This is a genomic window from Virgibacillus sp. Bac332 (assembly GCF_003667785.1).
Taxonomy (GTDB): domain Bacteria; phylum Bacillota; class Bacilli; order Bacillales; family Amphibacillaceae; genus Virgibacillus; species Virgibacillus salarius.
Genome location: NZ_CP033046.1, coordinates 3779046 through 3796895 on the forward strand (window position 1 = coordinate 3779046; position 17850 = coordinate 3796895).

Genomic DNA, 17850 nt, shown 5'->3' on the forward strand with positions numbered 1-17850 from the left:
CTCTTATCTATATCTGTTACGATATTTAATACGTGTATTAAAACTTTCAGACGGGTGCACAACCAATTGATTAGGCCCTTTGTCTAAATCAAAAAAAGAACCTCCAAAATCTTTGAGCTCCTTTACATCTTCACCGTTTATAAGCAATTCCTTGTTATGATGATCAAAGGTTATAGTATCACCCGGATAGGCGATATAGGGTGTTTGATCAACCTTTATTTTTGATATTTTTCTTACTTTCAAATGTTCGATTCTAACCTCATTTGGAGTTCTTGTATCACCGTAATTTGCCATATCAAAGCGTATATACTTCAACCTACCTGCATATTCCTTGTTTACATCCATATACACTTGTTTAACAGATGACACATGTCTACCGCCTTGCGTAACTCTAGCTGCATAAAAAGTGAGTTTATTTCCTTCTTTACGTAATCTTACAATACCGCCCCACACTCGTTGTCCTTGTATATTATAGTTTCGATGAGATATTAAATAATTGATATCATCTCCAACATAAGGTCCAACTCTTGCTTCAACAACTTTTCTAACTTGATTCGTTGTTTTATCCCACAACCTTAGCATACCTAGTTGATTCATATTTTCATCGTAATAGTTGGTGCTGACTCTAAAAGTTTGATCCTCTCTCTCTGTTCTTGTATATACATATAATTCAATCTCGTAGTCATCTAACGGATCTATTTCTTTCATTAAAGCTGGACCATGCCATTCTTCACCAGCCCCCCAATTATCTACAACAATAGCCGTTCCAGTTGAAGCGAAATTCCCTGACCAATTCCCTGATGGCGTGTACCACTCATTGAGAGTTTGACCATATTCATAAATTATTTGAGTTGTTTTATCTACAACTTCAGTATCAACTTCTACAGGAATGCCTATCATTTGATAATCCTCATTATCATTTTGAACCATTGCAAAAGTTACAGGAGCCAAAACGTCTAATTCAAATATTGGTTGAGCTTCGATGGTTCCTTCGTTTTCTATAGTAAATACATCAGAAGTGAATTCGCGTGATTGTTCTTCGCCATATAAATAAGGATCTAACATAATTAATGTGATATTAAATTCGCCATCAGAACAGGTAATACTATCAATATCATAATCGCCTTCTTGCATCACATACATTTCTTTATCTGGTGTTAAATCTCGAATAATGGTTAATTTGTCTTTAGAATAGAAAAGGTCAAAAATTTGATGTTTTAATTGATCAAATCCAATCATGCTGTCCGATTCTATTAACATTTCAATAGATACTCTTCTCTCGCCTTCTTGAGTGGAAGATAGATGCGCTCCTGCCATACTAGGTACTACCAATTTTGAACGATTTATATTAGGTGAGAGAATATGAAAAGATTGTACCCATATACCTAACTCATGCATATCAAAGACTTGATCATCTTTTTTAACAATAAAATTAAGCTCACTTTTCACATTATCCCCCCTTAAAATCTTTTATAATTTGGCTATTTCTGTTCATATTTTCTTGTACAGGTCGCCATACTATATTCCCAACAGTACGACCATCCATAATGACATCACCAACACCTACATCGATTGTGACATCGTTATTAATGGATTGATTGTTATTTGCTAGAGCTGATCCCATATCATTTAAACGTCTTGCCATACTATCACTAACGCCTACACCACCAGCATATTGTGGGAATTGATTAAGTCCACTCCATATTTTTTTAGATTGTTCATGAGTGAAAACTTTAGCTCCACGTTCAAGATCATAAAGACCAAAACTAGCCATAGACCACTTTCGACCACGCTTAACAAGTTCAGGTCCTTCTTCGCCAAGCCAAGAAAGTCCCCCTGGGTGAAAGTTGGTACCATCGGCATTGTTATAGGCATCATATAAACCTAGAACACTAACCCCCGGTGAGCTATTTTTATAATTAGTAAATACATCTACTGTTTTGTCCACTTTTCTACCTAAATCGCTATCTATTTCATAAGCACTCGGACTCAAATCTACACCTAATATTTTTTCTACTTTTTTTCTTAATTCTTTGTTATAATCCATTGCCTTTTTCTGTTCCGAAGTTAAATTACTAGATACATATTTGTCTACATCTCTCCCGAGCTCATCTGTATAATTACGGGCATCTTTGCCAAGACCAATTAAATTTCCTTTTGCTGTTTGCATTTCATCTATCTGACCATCAATGGCGGCAATTTGGTTCTTATATTCATCGGTGTTACGCTCATTTGCTGGAGTTGTATTTTTTATCTCTTCTTTTGATTTTTCTAATCTGTCAATCTGCTGATCAAGAGTTTGAAGAGTATTACCCTCTTGAACAGCGCGTCTTGCCACCTCTTCGTTAATACCTGCATTTTTTAGATATTGCAATTGTAACTTTTGATAAATTTGTTCTGTTTTAGCTATTTCTTGATCCTTTTTAAGTAAAGATTTCTCTTCTTCTACGGCTTTTGTTTGAATTACCCCTAATTGCTCTAATAATTCTTTTTTGCTACCACCTAAAGCTTGTCGGATATCAGCGTTTAATTGTTCTTCTTGCTCTAGTTTTTCAAGTTCCTTTCCTCTTATTTGTCCACTCAACTTCAAATTTAATAAACTTTCAGCTTGTGCTTCTAATTCTTTGCGTGCGGACTCAATGGATTCATCGTTATAGTTATCAATAACGCCACTAATTAAGCTTTCATTATCTTTTAATTGATTTAATTTGGTTTGTTTATTAGCCCGTTCCTCTAATAATTTGTTGTGGTTTTGTGCAGCATTTAAGAATTGTTTCTCTAGCTCCAACGTCGCTGCCTCTAAAGCCTGTTGATTATACTTCCTCATTTCATCAGTAGTTCCTGCTATACCTTCACCTTGAGCTGTGATCTCATCAGTAGCACCAGGTATATTTTCTACAAGGTCACCGTTTAACCGAACCATTTTGTCTAATTCCTTATTTGATAACCCTGACTTTCCTTGCAACTTCGCCATTTCATCTTTTATTGCTTTAATAGATTCAGAACTATTCGCTGTATTTAGTTCTGCTTGTAAATCGACATAACGAGCAAATTCATCACTTGTAAGCTCGGATTTTCCTCTTAATTTTTCCATTTGGTCGATCATAGAGCCTGTAGACTCATGTTGTTTCATTAATGCATCATAATTTTCCAATGACACTTCATTCAATTTGTCTTCCTTTTGTGTCAGATTAGCTATTACCACACCTAATCCAGTTAGCGCACCTATACCAAGACCTATTGGACCTGCACGACTAACTAAAGCGAGTAAAGTACCACCAAATCCTTTTACCCCTGCTGCGCTTTTTGCGCCTTTGAATTTTCCTCCTAACCCACCAACTACACTAGATAAACTGCCAAATATCTTTAACGCAGGACCAATAAACGCTGCTGAACCTGCCATAGTAAGTAAAAATTTCTGCGTGTCATCATCAAGATTAACAAACCAATCGGATAACTCTTGTATTTTAGGGGTTATTTCTTGAGCAATTTCTAATAGTTCTCTCCCCAACGGCTCTAGTGCTTCTGTTACTCCACGGATAGTTTGTTTAAACTCTCGACTAAAAGCCTGTTCTTGTGAGTTAGCAAAATCATCCATAGAACCTTCTACATCTTTCATAGAGTCATTTACATCATCTAATGCATAAACGGTATCGCTACCCATGTCCTCGAATTTTGTACCAAACAGCTCTACACCGATTTGATTTGCCTTCACCTGGTCTTCCATATCTTCTAATTCTGGAATAACAGCCTTAAACAAATCTTCCGTGGTAGCTTCTCCATTCTCAAATTCTTTGAATAGTTTTTGAGTTTCTTTGGACATTTCACCGAATGCATCCGCTGTTTTATCGGATCCATCTTGTGCACGAATATTAAATTCTTTCATCAGATCATTAATATAATCTAAGTTATAAGCACCATTTTTTGTTCCGTTAGCTAGAATAGTGAAATAGTCATCTGCTGCAAAGCCCATTTGTTTAAACAAAGGTGCATATTCCGCTATATTATCGAACATCTCGTTGGAATAATTAATGCCTTCCTCTTGTCCTTTTTTAAACAAATCCATCGCTTCATCAGCAGTTAAACCAAAGTTGTGCATTAACTGATTAACACCACGTGTGGCTTCTCCTAAATCTGACTCAGTTGCCTCAGCCAAAAGCAAAATGTTTTTTGTTGCTTTTTGAAGTTCTTCTCCTTCATCAATGCCTTGGATATTTTGTTTAACCATCATTATCGCTCGTGCAATTTCTTCTGGATTGTCACCGAAACCATCAGACCAAACTGTACGCATGTCTTGCTCTAGTTGTTTAGCTTCTTCTCCAGTAGCGCCCAATGCTCCGTTCATCAATCGAATGGCATCACTTACATCCATTGCACTTTTACCAGCTACAGCACCCATTCCAGCTATAGGAAGAGTAACGCCAGTATTTAATTTATCTCCGAGGTCGCCAGCTTCATTACTAATATTTTGAAGTGACTTTTTATATTTATCCGCATCACCGCTAGCCTCTTGCATTTCTTGTGCTTGTTTAGCAATTTCATTTTTTGATTGATTAATGGAGTTCTCTAATTTTTGTTCAGAAATGCGTAAATCTAAGAGTTTGTTAGATAGCTTGTTAGCTTCATTGGAGTTCTCCCCGTATGTTTGCTTAGCTTTATCTAATTGTTGCTCTGTGGCTTGTATCTTACGTCTAACAATGTCTTGTTCTTTACCTAAATAAGAAATACGTGCTTCAAGTTTTTCGGCAGCTGTCCCCGTTTGTTTCATTTGCTCAGACTGCAATTTAAATTCTTTTCGAAGACTGGTACTTTCCTTATTCATTTCATTAATGCCATCGTTAAACTCTTTATTAAAGATACTAAACTTAACCTTTGTTTCAGGGTTCTTAGCCATATCATTTCACCTGCCCTTACTTTGGATTACTAACCCACCCATCATAAGCCTGCTTTCCTTGATAAATACGCTCTACTTCAGGTATAGGAGAGTACCAAAAAATATCGCTATCGATGCCATTAGCAATGCAATACCATACATAGCGATCTTCCACGCATTCAAAATTGAGCTTTGGTGGTTTAATGACCTTTTGGTCTTTTTCTACTTTTTTTTTGTACTTTTCTTCAACCCAGCAGCAAACTTATTTTTTTGAGAAGGAAAGGTGTTCATGACAAGCTTTGCATATATTCTCATTGTTGTTATGCTGTCCTCGTGAAATTTCTGTAAAAATTCTTCATAAGACAATTCAAGTTTAGGATTAAGGCCAATAAGAGCAATATAAATACCTTTTAAGTATTTCGTTGTACTTGTATCGTCTGCATCTAAAGCTTGTTCCGTTACCTCTCCATCATTTATAAGTTTTTCAAGTGATGCTATTTTGAGTAAATCAGTTAAATTAGAGCCTTCTAATAAGCCTAATTTTTCCCCAATACCTAATCCGTAATTTGTAATTGCCGCAGGATAGCGTTTCTCATTGAAAAAATGCTGTTCATATTCTCCATCTATTTCTTTAAGCTCCATATCTTTTAACGTAATCATTTCAACTTTAGCCATCTTCATCCTCCTTTTTGGTATGTAAAAAAGAGAAGGCAACACGCCTCCTCTTATGCTCCTCCACCAGCACTCTCTAGAGCATCGACTCTTGCTACTAAATCATTCCATTGTGTTTCTGTTGGGAAACCATCGGCACCAGGATCACCCTTTGCACCCTTGTCCCCTTTAGGTCCCTGTGGTCCTTCAGGTCCTGGATCGCCTTTTGGTCCTTTTCCTCCACTAGCAGCTAATACTAAATTAGCTAATTCACCGGCTGCTGCTGCATTCGTAACATAGCCAATACCTTCACCTGTTGCATTTATAATCGTTCCACCTGTGCCAATATCAACAAGCGCACCTTCCTGCAAGTCTTCACCTGCTTCGATATTCCAAGATGATTTCCCTGTAATACTTACTCTGATAGCTTCGTCTGCTGCTAGGCTCCTTGTTGAATAGAAGTCTGGTATTTGGCCAGCTGTAGCGATGGACAATGTAGCTCCTTCGGCACCATTTGATAAACTCAACAATCGATTCGTTTCTACTGCTTCTGTCACTGTCGCTGTAAAATATGCCATTAGTTCGTAGCACCTCCTGTAGCTCCACTAGCTGAAACTAATGCATAATCAAAACTTGTATGCCATTGATCTGCAATAGTTTGATCTTCTAATTCGCTAGTGAGAGCTTCATAATAAAAATTCCCGTCTTTATCAGGATAAGCTGTTATTTGTACTTCCATCTCTGCAACTTCATCTGCGCCATTTTCAATAGAAAATTGAAACCCTGTTGCACTTGTACATTTTGGAAATGCAATTAATTTCGTTACATCTTCAAACTCATCAATTACATCTGCGGTGTACACAAATTCTTTTCCTTTTGCGTTATTTGAATACTTATATACACCAGGTTTTAATCCTTTTGGAGAGATACCGAAAATATCTCGCATTACTTGAACTTTGATATGTGCTGATATCGTCAGATCCATTTTTTCAGGCTTTGCGCGTTTACGAACCTCTTGTCCTTCACACCGTTTTATTAACTCTTTCATAGTGGTCTCACTTGAAAGAGACCCAACACAACCAAATCTCGTTCCTTCTTGTTTCGTTCCGTTTGATTCAAATATCTGAACACTTGAATTCTTAATAGATACTGGATCAAACGATTCTACAACAACTGTTGTCATCAAAATTCCTCCTCTAAATAGTGATCTATATGCTCATTAAGTCCTTCCATAATGTCATTTATGGATTTATTTAAACCTCGCTGCATAAATTCTTTTGGCTTATTTCCTACAGAAGTTCCTAATGCCTGATCAGGAAACACCAAGTAATTAAATTTTCGTTTTGGTAATATCTCAAAACCTAAATTGATTTTCTTAACTTTTAATGGCTTGCTTTGCCCTGCATGAATTCCATTTTTCTTTTTTGAAAGAGGAATTAACGATACAATTTGATTTGTAGCTAATTTGGAAGCATTCGTATGCAGATAACTGTTAATGATATTCTCAATGTTTTCAGGAATACGTTTGAACTTTTGTTCTAGCTTCTCAACTTCTTCATAGTCAATTTCAAATTTGACACTCATAAGTTAACTTCCTTCTAAAAATTAGTGTTACTTGATCTACAAAGTCATCTGTTTCATTCTTTTGTACACGCTCTTTAATCGTTCTATTGAACTCTATTCCACGAATGTTAGATACAACAGTTAATATGTCTAAGGTAGTTGGTTCAACATCTCCATTATCTTCTGACACATATACTACAAATACCTCTTGATAAACACTCTTTACCGATGAAGTTGCTCGCATGTCTCCGTAGACAACTAAAAAGTAATTAGCTGTTGATGGTAGTTCATCTTCTGCGATTTCGTCTTCAAACACAGGCAAATGGAAAATAGTCTCTAAGTCCTTCACAAGTTTATTTCGTTGTTTATTCATGTACAATTTTTGTTTCTCATTCACTCGTAACACCAACTTCCTGCAAATAAAAATAGAGATAACGTTTGTCATTATCTCTATCTACATCGATTACATCATATTCGATTCCCTCAATTACGGCTTTAAGATTAGATTTACGCACATTTTTAAAAGATGGTGGATATCTCGTTTTTAATTTAAGATCCAAGCTAGCACCCATAACTCCTGCAAAGCGATAATCCTCTTCACGAGCATTAAGTAGACGAAATGCCAACTTCCCTTCTTCCACAAACTCCTCACCAATTCGCTTTCTAGTTTCATCGCGTTTGGTTTTCCTTCGGCCATACCTTAAAAAGCCATCGTTAAATACCTCATGAATTGGTTTCTGCAGTCTTCGCTGCATGCGCCTTCACCCCTTCACGAATCGACAGCTTAAGTAATTCTCTTTTGAAATTAACCTCAAAGAATTCAAGCGAATGATTATAAACATATCTACCATAATCCATTAATAACTGCCTTGATTTACGATCTTTTTCAAAATCAATAGAGGTACCTGCAAGATCATTCAGATATTCCTTTCCGCTTTCTATATGACCGGATAAGTCTGAATCTTCATCATCCCAAGTAATATGCAGATACCTTTTTAATTCTTTTACTAGAGCTGTGTTATCCATACAGCTTCACCGCCTTATCCAGTTGCCCCAGCTTCACTTCCGATATTGCTGATGTCATAGACTTTAAATGAATCATTGTCTTTCGGGCGACCATTTGCAAGCATACGAGTAAGATATACTGTTTCATCCTCTAAGAAACGATATTCCGTAGATGCCTTGATTTTACGTTCCGAACCAACACCCATGAAGTAATCTTTCGCAAGACCAGCAATTAGCTTTCCCTCTGGTACGGATACAGATTCAATAATGGTTGCATCGATTGGAAGGTTTGTCATATATTGACCTGCGGCATTGCGATACACGACATACTGTGCAAGCTTATAGTTATAGTCATTTGGGTTTACAGCAAGAATAATGTTTCTCACTTTTCGCTTACCGTTTTTGGACAGATCCCCTCTAATAGCATATAAGGATTTAACACTAAACTCTTCTAGTGGTTTAGCTGTTTTATCAGGATATACGCCATCCGTTACAGCACCTTTAAGATCTTTAATCATACCAATAGGTTGATCTTTACCAGTACCAGAAATAATAGCTTCTTCAAGTGCAATTGCCATTGCTTCAGCTAATACTGTACGTACATAACGATCTAACCATTGTGGTCCGAGTTCTAACATCGCGTTACATACAGGAATAAATGCGGATAGCTTGTAAAGGTTCATATCAACTGTTTCGAATCCATCATCTAACAGCTCTTTAATTTCCTCGCAAAGTTTCCCCCACCAAGCTGGATTAACATCACCTTTCTTCAATACCCATTGTGTAACACCTGTCGTATTCACAAAGTTAATACGAGCTAAGATTGGGTGTTCTTGAATTAATTCTTCAAACACTCGATCAATAACTGTTTTAGGAACTAATTTTTCTACACCAACAAATCCTTTTCCTTCAATGACTTCATTGTAGTACGTGGTTTCCTCTTTCGTTAAAGAGTGAACACCACGTTCAGCTAGGATACGGCTATCCGTTACATTGTCATTAACAATGGTTTTTGCTTCCTGTAGGATCTCATTTTGAATTCCTTCTGCCATTGCTGTTAACGCCTTCGCAGTAGCTTCAGAATCTCCACTTTCAATTGCATTTGCAATGTTCTGCTTTAGCTCATTTTGTTGATTTTCCACACTATCTGGATTTGTGATGCCACCAAATGTTTGTAAGTTCATTTTAAGTTGCTTTCTTTTGTTCATCTGTCCATTTCCTCCTTATTTTTGTATAATAAAAACGCCTTTACTTTTTAAAAGCGTTTAAGAAGTCTTCAAATATTTTCACATTGTCCTTTATATCCTTCTGGGGTGTTTCTTCTTCGATTTCATTTGATTGCTCATTTGTTGGGTTTGCCTGTGCCGCATACTTTGCAATTAAGGAATCCTTAAAGTTATCAGGTTCTTTTTCCTCATCTTCTATGTCATCTGGGTCCTTAATTTCAATTTCCTCTCCCACTTCATCTGCCAAACCAAATGCTAAAGCTTCATCTGCAGTTAGAAAGGTTTCATCTTCCAATAACTTCACTAATTCTTCTCGTTCTCCAACGAATCGATTTTCATACGTTGCAGTTACAGCAGAATCGATCTTCTTTAAATCATTAGCTACTTTTTCAAAATCTCCTGCATTTCCAATCGCTATGGTTGATGCACGGTGAATCATCATCACAGTATTGCTTGGCATGATTATTTTATCTCCTGCCATCGCGATAATTGAAGCCGCACTTGCAGCCCATCCATCTACATGCACAATAATTTCTGCTTTATGGTTTTTCAAGAAGTTGCTAATAGCTATTCCATCAAATGCTGAACCACCACCAGAATTAATGTGTACATGGATTTTATTTGCTTCGACACCGCTTAATTTTCTCCGAATGCTTTGAGCGCTATTATCGCCAAAGAACCCACCAATAGAGCCATAAATATAAAGAGAATATTCGTTTTCGGCTTTAGATTCTAGCTTAATATCTCCTTTCATGTTTAACACACGATTCAATTGTTGCTTTAATTCTTCACTCATTCACCCTCACCCCCTTTCAGGTATTCTTTAATACCTTCATAGTTTTTCGTGACATAGTGTTCATCTGCCCACTCCTCATCTAATGGCTCTTTGCCAATCATATTGCGGTTTTCATTAACCGAATGCGTTCCACTAGAAAGCATTTTGTCTAACGCAGTAGCTAGTTTAATAGGGTCCACATATTTGATAAATGATGTATCTACTTTGAAATAGGTACGATCTAAAAATTCTTGTTTGGTGTAGAACTTTCGATTAATCTCATCTTCAATCAGTTCTGCAATAGGGGCTACACAAAACATAATAAAGTTATCAGTTTGTCCTTCCACATCAGCTAAATCACCTTTCAACAAACCTTTCGGTACATGAAAAGCCATGCTGATAAAGTCAAATATGTCGTCAACTATGGCTCTTGTATCTCTACTTGTAGAACCTTTGCTGTTTTGAAACATTTCCCCAATGTTTAATCCATCTTGTTCAGGAAGTGCAGCGGCATCCTCAGCCTTTAAAAATCTAGCTAACTGGGCGTTGAACATATCCTCTAATGCTTGCTGTTCTTCATCAGATTGGGAAACCAAGGCATCAATTTGGTACTTTACTCTTAAAGCATTAGAGCGTTTATAATAATTCATAGAGGCAGTCAGCAATTTCCCATAACTAGCATACAAACTATCAACTGCATTTTTTATTTTCTTGTTGTTTAACTTGAAATAGAAAACATCACTCTCTATAAAGGTTTTATTGAGTTGAAAATCATTAACAACAATGTCTTTATAGATATTTTCTTTAAAAGCGAAATTTTCTACAGTAAATTCATCCGCAACATATAACTGTTGATCTTGCATAATTACTAAACATTCATTATCAAGTACTAGCTTTGAAACAAACTCATGAAAAAACTCACTACTATTTTGATTTTGGTTAGGTTGAACATTAAACAAGTAATAGTTATTTCTCTTTACTTCCTTTCCTTTCTCAAAGGTTCGGAATTGCGATCTAACCAATGTATTAGCAATCAAATTCACACAAGACTCAATAGCGAGATTTTTATAATAATATTCAACACCTAAATCAAAGCAAAGTTCTTTTAATGTTGCGCTATTACTCTTACCGAATAACCCACTAAACAATTCCTTTAGACCCAATAAATCACCCCCTTAAAATACGGATACTTTGAACGGTCTAACTGGTTTAGGTTCCTTTAGTTCTCCATCCAATACTAAGGCATGTAAAAAAGCGAAAAACCCATCTGTTTTCCGCTTCTCCTTATCAATCTTGCAGTATTCCATATTTCCATTTCCTTTTTCATCTTTATATACATTACCAACGTACCAACGCATCATTGGGTCATCGCCAAAGACAATTGTTTGATTAATAAACATTTCATCAACTAATGGTGATAATATAGCATGTGTAGAAGGTCCACGCCTTACAATTTCAACGTCAAACCCTGCTTCCTCTAATTTTGGCTTTAATATTGCAGCCCTATATTTATCCATTGAGATTTTTTTAATATTAAATTGCTTCAACTTATCTAAAAACCAATTTACTACTCGCTCAGGACCAATAGACTTGTCGTTATAAATAATGGTGCATAATCCTTTTTCTTTTGCTAAATCAATAATTTCTGGATTTATATCCTGTAGCTTTAAAGCAAGGTGATGGATAAATGTATGATGAATCCAATACCGTTTCCCATCTTTTTTAAATAACAATCCAACAGAGCAAAAGTCCCTGACATCGGCAAAATCCACACCACCAATTGCTTGTATTCCTTTTATTTTTTCTGGAATTGCCTGATCAGTAGCTAAACGATCTTCATACGTAGCCACTTCTTTTCTAACATCTTCTTGCGGACAGTTCATACGCTTTGTCATAAACTCAATTCGCAATGAAGCGTTGAATTGCATATCGTGATATTCCTGTCTCATTTCATGTTGTAAGTTTTCATTGTACCGATAAGAAGGGTTGGCTTTCTCCCACATCTTTTCATTATCAACTTCGGATTCATCATCCAATTTGCAAATGAACGGAAACATGGTGGACTTTGGAAGCTCCTTATTTAAAACCATTTGAGCTTCTTTTTTTAGATCATCTAATACACCGCCTCTGACATATCCATCAGTTGTTATATAAAACGTTCTAGGATCTTTTTTCTTACCAAGTCCAGAAGTGAATACTTTTACATTGCTGTAATCCTCATACTCATGAATTTCATCAAATATAATTGCTCCACTTCGTTTACCATCTTTAGTTCTAGCATTAGAGGTATTGTATTCTAATTTTGATTTTGTTTTTCTGTGCTGAATTAACATTTTGGATTTATAAAATATTCTTTTCATTTTTTCAGCATGTTTAGGGTCATCTAAAACATTAAATACATCATCAAACGATGTTTTAGCTTGTTTTTCAGACGTAGCTACAATATCAATGTCATAGTTATTAATTCCGTGATGACCTGTTTGCATATAAAAAGAATCCCATGAGATAAAGCCATTCTTTCCAGCGCCTCGACCTATTTCTATTAGGTATCTATTGAACATGAGTCTACCATCTTCATATCTCACGCCAAAAATAAACGCATTACAGAATCTTTGCCATGCGAATAATTCAAAAGGAAAATACGGCTTTGGTTTCTCGACTGATTTTTCGATAGCTTCCGCATCAATAATGACGCCTGGTTGATCAAGTTTCCAACGCACGAACTCCATTAATTGCTTTTGTTCTTTACAAGATTTTATTTCTTCCTGCTCTACCATTTTCATATACTCATCAATATACGGATGATAATCATATGTCCTCATCTTGTTCGCCATCTTCATCATCTTCTTCTAAAAAGGTCAGTAAATTGACCAACTTATCATAAGCAGCAGTATATCGATTCATTGTTGTGTTGTATGATTTTTGAGCAGGATTTTCAATAAGCATTTTTTGAGATCCATTCTGATACATATAAGTTGGACCTTTAGTTTTGATCGTTTCCTCTAATATTTCAAGCTGAATTGTCATAAATGCTATTCGTTCTATTAGTTCTTTTGCGACTTCTCTTTTCGATTCAGGCAAATCTATAAAAACTGAATTCAATCTGTCTATCTCTTTTTGTATTAAAATTCCTTGATCTTTAGCACTAGGTTTTTTTGCCACTTTACCCCCTCCCCCCCTCTCATGCGCGAAGAAGCCAAAAATATTTTCTCCGATTTGCCCTCCCCCGTTTCAAGCCCTCCCAAAAACTTGCGAAAACTTTTGACCGGGGGGTGTTATTTGTTTCTTATAAAGTTCCTGTAATTATTTTTCCTTTGTTCGAATGATTCATTAGTTGGTAATGGATGTTGTCTGTTTAATTCTTCTTCCATTTTCTTTTCAAATGCTTTAACAAAATAAGGAGCCATTAAACATTGTAGACAATCACATTTCAATTTCCTACACCAACTTCCTTCGGATAATAGTTTATGGTTGGACCATTACATTTAGGACATTCCAAAGCATCCCGTATCTTATGCGACGTCTCTTCCCAACCACAATCTTTACTTATACAGCAGTGTATAGTTCGTTTCCACTTCATACTTACCACCTTTCTTCATTAACAAATTTAGGTTTCTTCTTTCGAATATATTTCTCTAAGCGTTTATGTTCATGGTTGTGACAAGGAATGCAGATGCTCTCAAGATTATCAAGTACCAGAGCTAATTCAGGAAACTGTTTTACTTCTTTGATGTGATGTACATTCTGAGCCAGACTAACTCTACCTTGGCGTTTGCACTCCTGACACTCGTAATTGTCTCTTTTCAATGCTTTGAGTCGTAACGTTCTCCACTCTTTTGATTGATAGAACTTCACCAGCCTGTTTTCTTTGATTAATCGTTTGATAGTTATAAGATCCAATTAATCAACTCCATATAAAAAAGCACCGCTATGGGTGCTTTAGATCCTTATACTAAATAAATAATTGTGATAAATAATTTAATAAAGTTTCTTTGTCTTTTTCATCTCGAAGTGCGAACTCATGTCTGTCAAATCCATCTTTATTAACTTTATGTGATACTGTTACCACTAGTACAACATCGTCTTGTACAGTGTCATCTTTATATAGTTCGATTTTATAATCACCAGTATCTAATAATGATTTAATCTTTTCTATCATCTTCTCACCCCCTTTGCCTCCATAATACGACAAAAGGGAATAATTTCCTACACTTCCAACGAAAAAATTAGCACCCAAGCCCTCGCAAAACTTGGATGCACCATTTACATATCCTAGTACAATATATCGTAACCGATCACTCACTGACCCCAGGAAATCAATGAGCGTATAATCCGACAGGATTATTATTTCATGTCGTGCAATGACAAACGACCGATACCTGAACGGACTATATATAGTGTTAGAACGTGAGATGGTTGCCTCACCGACCTCCCTTCCAGTTTATCACGCTGAATTTTTATCCAACAAATCGAGCAAGAAGTGGCATTTTTGGCATATTTGGCACAGCATATCTTCTTTCATTGCTCTGATCTTATTTCTGTTTATTCCTAAATGATCTGCAATAGAACGGTAGCTCATACCTTCCATCATGCAATCGAGAATAATTTGATGTTGTTCATCCTCTAGGTAATCTACCATTATTTCTATAGTCAAAACCTTTTCTTTATATTCCTTCCATCGGTTATACAACCTAGTTTCTCTAGCATCCATTTCATCAATTTCTTTAGGACTTTTAATATTTACATTTGGTTTAGGCATAGCAGCTTCAATTCCATATTGAGCTACTCCCACCGATTTTATGCTTATTCCCTTTACTCCCCACAAAATATCATGTAATCTGTCCATTTCCTTCTTTCTCCAATGGTATTGATAAATTAGATTTTCTACTTGTTTTTTGTTCATTAAACCCAGCCCCCACTTTGAATAATGATTGTACATAATCGCTCCGTTTTACAGGAGATAGTGCGCCCACTCGTTTATCTTTTCTGTATTCACTGACTTTCCATTGATACATTACAGCCACACCAAACTTGCGAAAAATAAAGCCATAGAGATTGCACATACGAAAGCCATATTCTCTTGTAATTTTTTATCTTCTTTCTCTCCGACTAGTCCTAAGAAGCTAACAACAATAATAATCAATCCAATAATTTGAAATGCTAATATCATATTGATTCCTCCCACTCGGTTGCAAAAATCGATTAAATTTGTAAAATAGTTGCAACGATATAAAAAGGACACCAAACGCAGCTTAATGCTGTCATTCAGTGCCCTGGTTGTTCCAGTAGCTTGTTATTTAATTTTATGTCTTTCTGCTTTAAACAATAATTCCATTTGATTTCTATCAGCTTTAATCCATTCGCCATAAGAAAATCCGCAATCAAGACACTGATAATCCATATACCAATAACCCTCTTTGCTATTTATTCCTTGGCTACAACAACTTCTTACGACTTTCCCATTGTGACTACAAAACAATTGTTTGATTCTAGCTTTAAAACTTACATGCAATTTCATTTTATTAAGCCCCTCACTTAGTATACTTAACCTCATACCGACCAAGCTCGCCATCCTGCCATCTCTGAATGACCTCACCAAACCCCGTTGGAGGCTTATCCATTTTTTCTAGTTTCCCTTGAACAACTCGATAGAGTGCATCCTCATTCAAATCTACAGTTGCTTTTGATTCTTTCATGACCTAACCCCCACATTTTAAAATAGAGCCAATCTGAGCGTTTCTATTAATTAAATGAGTAAAACTATTAATCTGTTATAAAAACGCCCAGAATCGACACGTACGTTCTAAATTTGATGTAATTCAACCTTTATTCTTGGATTATCTTTATCAACTTCAAAATGATGATTGATATTCCCGATCTGTTTCCAACCGTCATTCTTAATGATTTTTGCTTTAACAATCCCATCTAATATAAATTTTGTTCCAGCAGCTATATTGTCTTTATCCTTTCGCATATCTTTGCAATACCAGGTAATATCAACATCAGTACGCTCCAACTTAGGAAGCTTCCTAGCATGCAACATGACTAATGCTGTATAATCCTTTTTCATATTTGCATAAGCGATTGGATGTGATTTACTAGCTTTTATGATTTCATTCAATGTTGGCAATGTGCCAGGTATCGTAAATTCAAGCATTCTGAATCAACCAATTTCCGTTAAACAATTCTTCCCAGCTGAACCGACCAAAATATGACAATGGGTCTGTTCCGATTAGCTCCAGCTGAGATCCATCTGCTGGATCAATAAAATATACCTGTTTACCATCATTTCTTCTTGCATTCATAGCTTCATCAAATGTTACATAATTGGGTTCAATCCTCCACAATGCATTAAGAATTTTCGGCTCCATTGCTACTATGCCTTGCGGATAATCTACATATTCTAGATTTCCATTTAAGGATTTAGTTATTTTTATATTTGAATCTTGACTAATGGCGATCTCTCTAACTTTTAAGCTATTCATCATTTCACCAGCAGTAAGCCATGTTTCTTCACTCATGTTTATTACCCCCTAATTAAGATCACTCTCTTTAACAAACACACCGTTAATCATCTTGCCTTTGCGCCCAATTATTTCTGAATAAGCTGTATCTAAACATTCTTCTAGAGTTAAACCGTTCTGTTGAGCTAAGATAATCAATGTTACAACCTCATCGCCTATACCATCTTTAAGAGCAACCTTATCCCCTCTTGCTAATGCCGCAGCAACTTCCCCAGCTTCCTCAGCTACCTTTAAATACTGTTTACTACTTTCTGCTTGGTCTAATCCTTTATCAATACTCCATTGTTCTACGTTTTTAACTAATTCATTTAAGTTCATTGTTTGACCTCCTGTAATTTTTCAATTTCTACAATCGCTTTAAATATTGGATATATTTGCTGTGGTACTACTGCATTGCCTAATGCTATTAATCTACTTTCGTCCAATTTTGAGGAAAGCCCATCATCCATTCCACAAACTGGGGATTTATTTTTTTCCCAATATGATCTGGATGATTCTCCCCAATTGAACCTGGCAATGCTTTTCCGTGTGTTCCATCTCTCTCCGATCTGGTTAAATGTCTGATTGGTTTGTAGTTTTGGCTTGCTGTCGGAGTTGCATAAAAGAACTTTATCAATCTCCCTAATCCGACTGACCCATCTTTCCCGTTTTGATTCACTTTCCTTGGCATTCCATTTTTTGTTATTTTGAATCTGTCTTTCTTCCCTATTACTGACCCCATTGTTGCATCTGCGGTTGTTGGAGTAGGCAACAATGAATGTTCGTTTTCGTTCGTGTTTGGCGTCGACGGCACAAGCTGGTATAACAAATGACTGTGTTTCGTAGCCGATACTTTCCAAGTCAGAAAGCGTTCTGTCGAGTTCCATATTGACGAAGTTAGCAACATTTTCACCAACAACCCAACTTGGTTTGATTTCTTCGATGATCCTAAACATTTCTGGCCAGAGGTCGCGGTCATCTTCCGTGCCTTTTCGCTTCCCGGCAATACTGTAAGGTTGGCAAGGGAATCCTCCTGAAATAATGTCAATTGTTCCAACGCCAATCCCCCTCTCTTCTAATAATTGCTTGTTTAATGTCTTTACATCATCAAATATCGGTACATCCGGCCAATGCTTACTTAATACCTTTTGACAGAACGGCTCTCTTTCACAAAATGCCATGGTTTCTATTCCAGCCCATTCAGCAGCAAGACTAATTCCTCCTATGCCTGCGAATAATTCTATTGATTTCATG

Annotated in this window: 24 protein-coding genes; all 24 read right to left on the minus strand. The window is 36.2% G+C overall.

All coding sequences use genetic code 11. The features are described 5' to 3' along the window. Window positions 1–3: 3 nt before the first annotated feature. Complete coding sequence (locus D9782_RS18390) at window positions 4–1449, minus strand: phage tail domain-containing protein (RefSeq protein WP_121605387.1); 1446 nt, start codon at window positions 1447–1449, stop codon at window positions 4–6. 1 nt (window position 1450) lies between these two features. Continuing rightward, window positions 1451–4894, minus strand: a complete 3444-nt coding sequence (locus D9782_RS18395; RefSeq protein WP_121605388.1) for a phage tail tape measure protein — start codon at window positions 4892–4894, stop codon at window positions 1451–1453. Between the two features lie 201 nt (window positions 4895–5095). Then, window positions 5096–5548, minus strand: coding sequence for a hypothetical protein (locus D9782_RS18400; RefSeq protein WP_121605389.1), 453 nt, complete (start codon window positions 5546–5548; stop codon window positions 5096–5098). A 50-nt stretch (window positions 5549–5598) separates the two neighbouring features. Then, window positions 5599–6102 carry a head fiber protein gene (locus tag D9782_RS18405; RefSeq protein ID WP_121605390.1) on the minus strand — a complete coding sequence of 168 codons (504 nt, stop codon included), beginning with the start codon at window positions 6100–6102 and terminating at the stop codon, window positions 5599–5601. After that, complete coding sequence (locus D9782_RS18410) at window positions 6102–6707, minus strand: phage tail protein (protein WP_121605391.1); 606 nt, start codon at window positions 6705–6707, stop codon at window positions 6102–6104. Before D9782_RS18410 ends, D9782_RS18405 begins: the two co-directional genes overlap by 1 nt. Then, window positions 6707–7108 (minus strand): hypothetical protein, encoded by a 402-nt coding sequence (locus tag D9782_RS18415; RefSeq protein ID WP_121605392.1) that lies wholly within the window; start codon window positions 7106–7108, stop codon window positions 6707–6709. The genes D9782_RS18410 and D9782_RS18415 overlap by 1 nt, the downstream gene beginning before the upstream one ends. Beyond that, window positions 7092–7484 carry a hypothetical protein gene (locus D9782_RS18420; protein WP_121605393.1) on the minus strand — a complete coding sequence of 131 codons (393 nt, stop codon included), beginning with the start codon at window positions 7482–7484 and terminating at the stop codon, window positions 7092–7094. The genes D9782_RS18415 and D9782_RS18420 overlap by 17 nt, the downstream gene beginning before the upstream one ends. Beyond that, complete coding sequence (locus tag D9782_RS18425) at window positions 7477–7842, minus strand: phage head closure protein (RefSeq protein ID WP_121605394.1); 366 nt, start codon at window positions 7840–7842, stop codon at window positions 7477–7479. Before D9782_RS18425 ends, D9782_RS18420 begins: the two co-directional genes overlap by 8 nt. Further along, on the minus strand, window positions 7811–8113 hold the full coding sequence (locus D9782_RS18430; RefSeq protein ID WP_121605395.1) for a hypothetical protein: 303 nt from the start codon (window positions 8111–8113) through the stop codon (window positions 7811–7813). The genes D9782_RS18425 and D9782_RS18430 overlap by 32 nt, the downstream gene beginning before the upstream one ends. A gap of 14 nt (window positions 8114–8127) precedes the next feature. Further along, window positions 8128–9300, minus strand: coding sequence for a phage major capsid protein (locus tag D9782_RS18435; protein ID WP_371413968.1), 1173 nt, complete (start codon window positions 9298–9300; stop codon window positions 8128–8130). A gap of 40 nt (window positions 9301–9340) precedes the next feature. Next, window positions 9341–10114 carry a head maturation protease, ClpP-related gene (locus D9782_RS18440; protein WP_121605396.1) on the minus strand — a complete coding sequence of 258 codons (774 nt, stop codon included), beginning with the start codon at window positions 10112–10114 and terminating at the stop codon, window positions 9341–9343. Then, complete coding sequence (locus tag D9782_RS18445) at window positions 10111–11256, minus strand: phage portal protein (protein WP_121605397.1); 1146 nt, start codon at window positions 11254–11256, stop codon at window positions 10111–10113. The genes D9782_RS18440 and D9782_RS18445 overlap by 4 nt, the downstream gene beginning before the upstream one ends. Window positions 11257–11268: 12 nt before the next feature. After that, window positions 11269–12936, minus strand: a complete 1668-nt coding sequence (locus D9782_RS18450; RefSeq protein ID WP_371413969.1) for a terminase TerL endonuclease subunit — start codon at window positions 12934–12936, stop codon at window positions 11269–11271. Further along, window positions 12902–13255, minus strand: a complete 354-nt coding sequence (locus D9782_RS18455; RefSeq protein WP_121605398.1) for a hypothetical protein — start codon at window positions 13253–13255, stop codon at window positions 12902–12904. The genes D9782_RS18450 and D9782_RS18455 overlap by 35 nt, the downstream gene beginning before the upstream one ends. Before the next feature lie 420 nt (window positions 13256–13675). Beyond that, window positions 13676–13993 carry an HNH endonuclease gene (locus D9782_RS18460; RefSeq protein ID WP_121605399.1) on the minus strand — a complete coding sequence of 106 codons (318 nt, stop codon included), beginning with the start codon at window positions 13991–13993 and terminating at the stop codon, window positions 13676–13678. 52 nt (window positions 13994–14045) lie between these two features. Beyond that, window positions 14046–14396 carry a hypothetical protein gene (locus D9782_RS23110; RefSeq protein ID WP_162986445.1) on the minus strand — a complete coding sequence of 117 codons (351 nt, stop codon included), beginning with the start codon at window positions 14394–14396 and terminating at the stop codon, window positions 14046–14048. Window positions 14397–14537: 141 nt separating this feature from the next. Continuing rightward, the gene (locus D9782_RS18470) at window positions 14538–14996 is read right to left on the minus strand and encodes an RNA polymerase sigma factor (protein ID WP_121605401.1); all 459 of its coding nucleotides are present in this window, start codon (window positions 14994–14996) and stop codon (window positions 14538–14540) included. Between the two features lie 111 nt (window positions 14997–15107). Further along, entirely contained in the window at window positions 15108–15263 is a 156-nt protein-coding gene (locus D9782_RS23115; RefSeq protein WP_162986446.1) for a hypothetical protein, read from the minus strand. A 123-nt stretch (window positions 15264–15386) separates the two neighbouring features. After that, window positions 15387–15611, minus strand: coding sequence for a hypothetical protein (locus D9782_RS18475; RefSeq protein WP_121605402.1), 225 nt, complete (start codon window positions 15609–15611; stop codon window positions 15387–15389). 13 nt (window positions 15612–15624) lie between these two features. Continuing rightward, window positions 15625–15789, minus strand: coding sequence for a DUF3954 domain-containing protein (locus tag D9782_RS18480; protein ID WP_121605403.1), 165 nt, complete (start codon window positions 15787–15789; stop codon window positions 15625–15627). A gap of 107 nt (window positions 15790–15896) precedes the next feature. After that, window positions 15897–16250, minus strand: a complete 354-nt coding sequence (locus D9782_RS18485; protein WP_121605404.1) for a RusA family crossover junction endodeoxyribonuclease — start codon at window positions 16248–16250, stop codon at window positions 15897–15899. Continuing rightward, window positions 16243–16614: a hypothetical protein gene (locus D9782_RS18490; RefSeq protein ID WP_121605405.1), complete on the minus strand. Its 372-nt coding sequence runs from the start codon at window positions 16612–16614 to the stop codon at window positions 16243–16245. Before D9782_RS18490 ends, D9782_RS18485 begins: the two co-directional genes overlap by 8 nt. Before the next feature lie 12 nt (window positions 16615–16626). Continuing rightward, a complete protein-coding gene (locus tag D9782_RS18495) occupies window positions 16627–16935 on the minus strand; it encodes a MazG nucleotide pyrophosphohydrolase domain-containing protein (protein WP_121605406.1) in 309 nt (102 codons plus the stop codon). Then, window positions 16932–17849: a DNA cytosine methyltransferase gene (locus D9782_RS18500; protein ID WP_121605407.1), complete on the minus strand. Its 918-nt coding sequence runs from the start codon at window positions 17847–17849 to the stop codon at window positions 16932–16934. Before D9782_RS18500 ends, D9782_RS18495 begins: the two co-directional genes overlap by 4 nt. Window position 17850 lies beyond the last annotated feature (1 nt).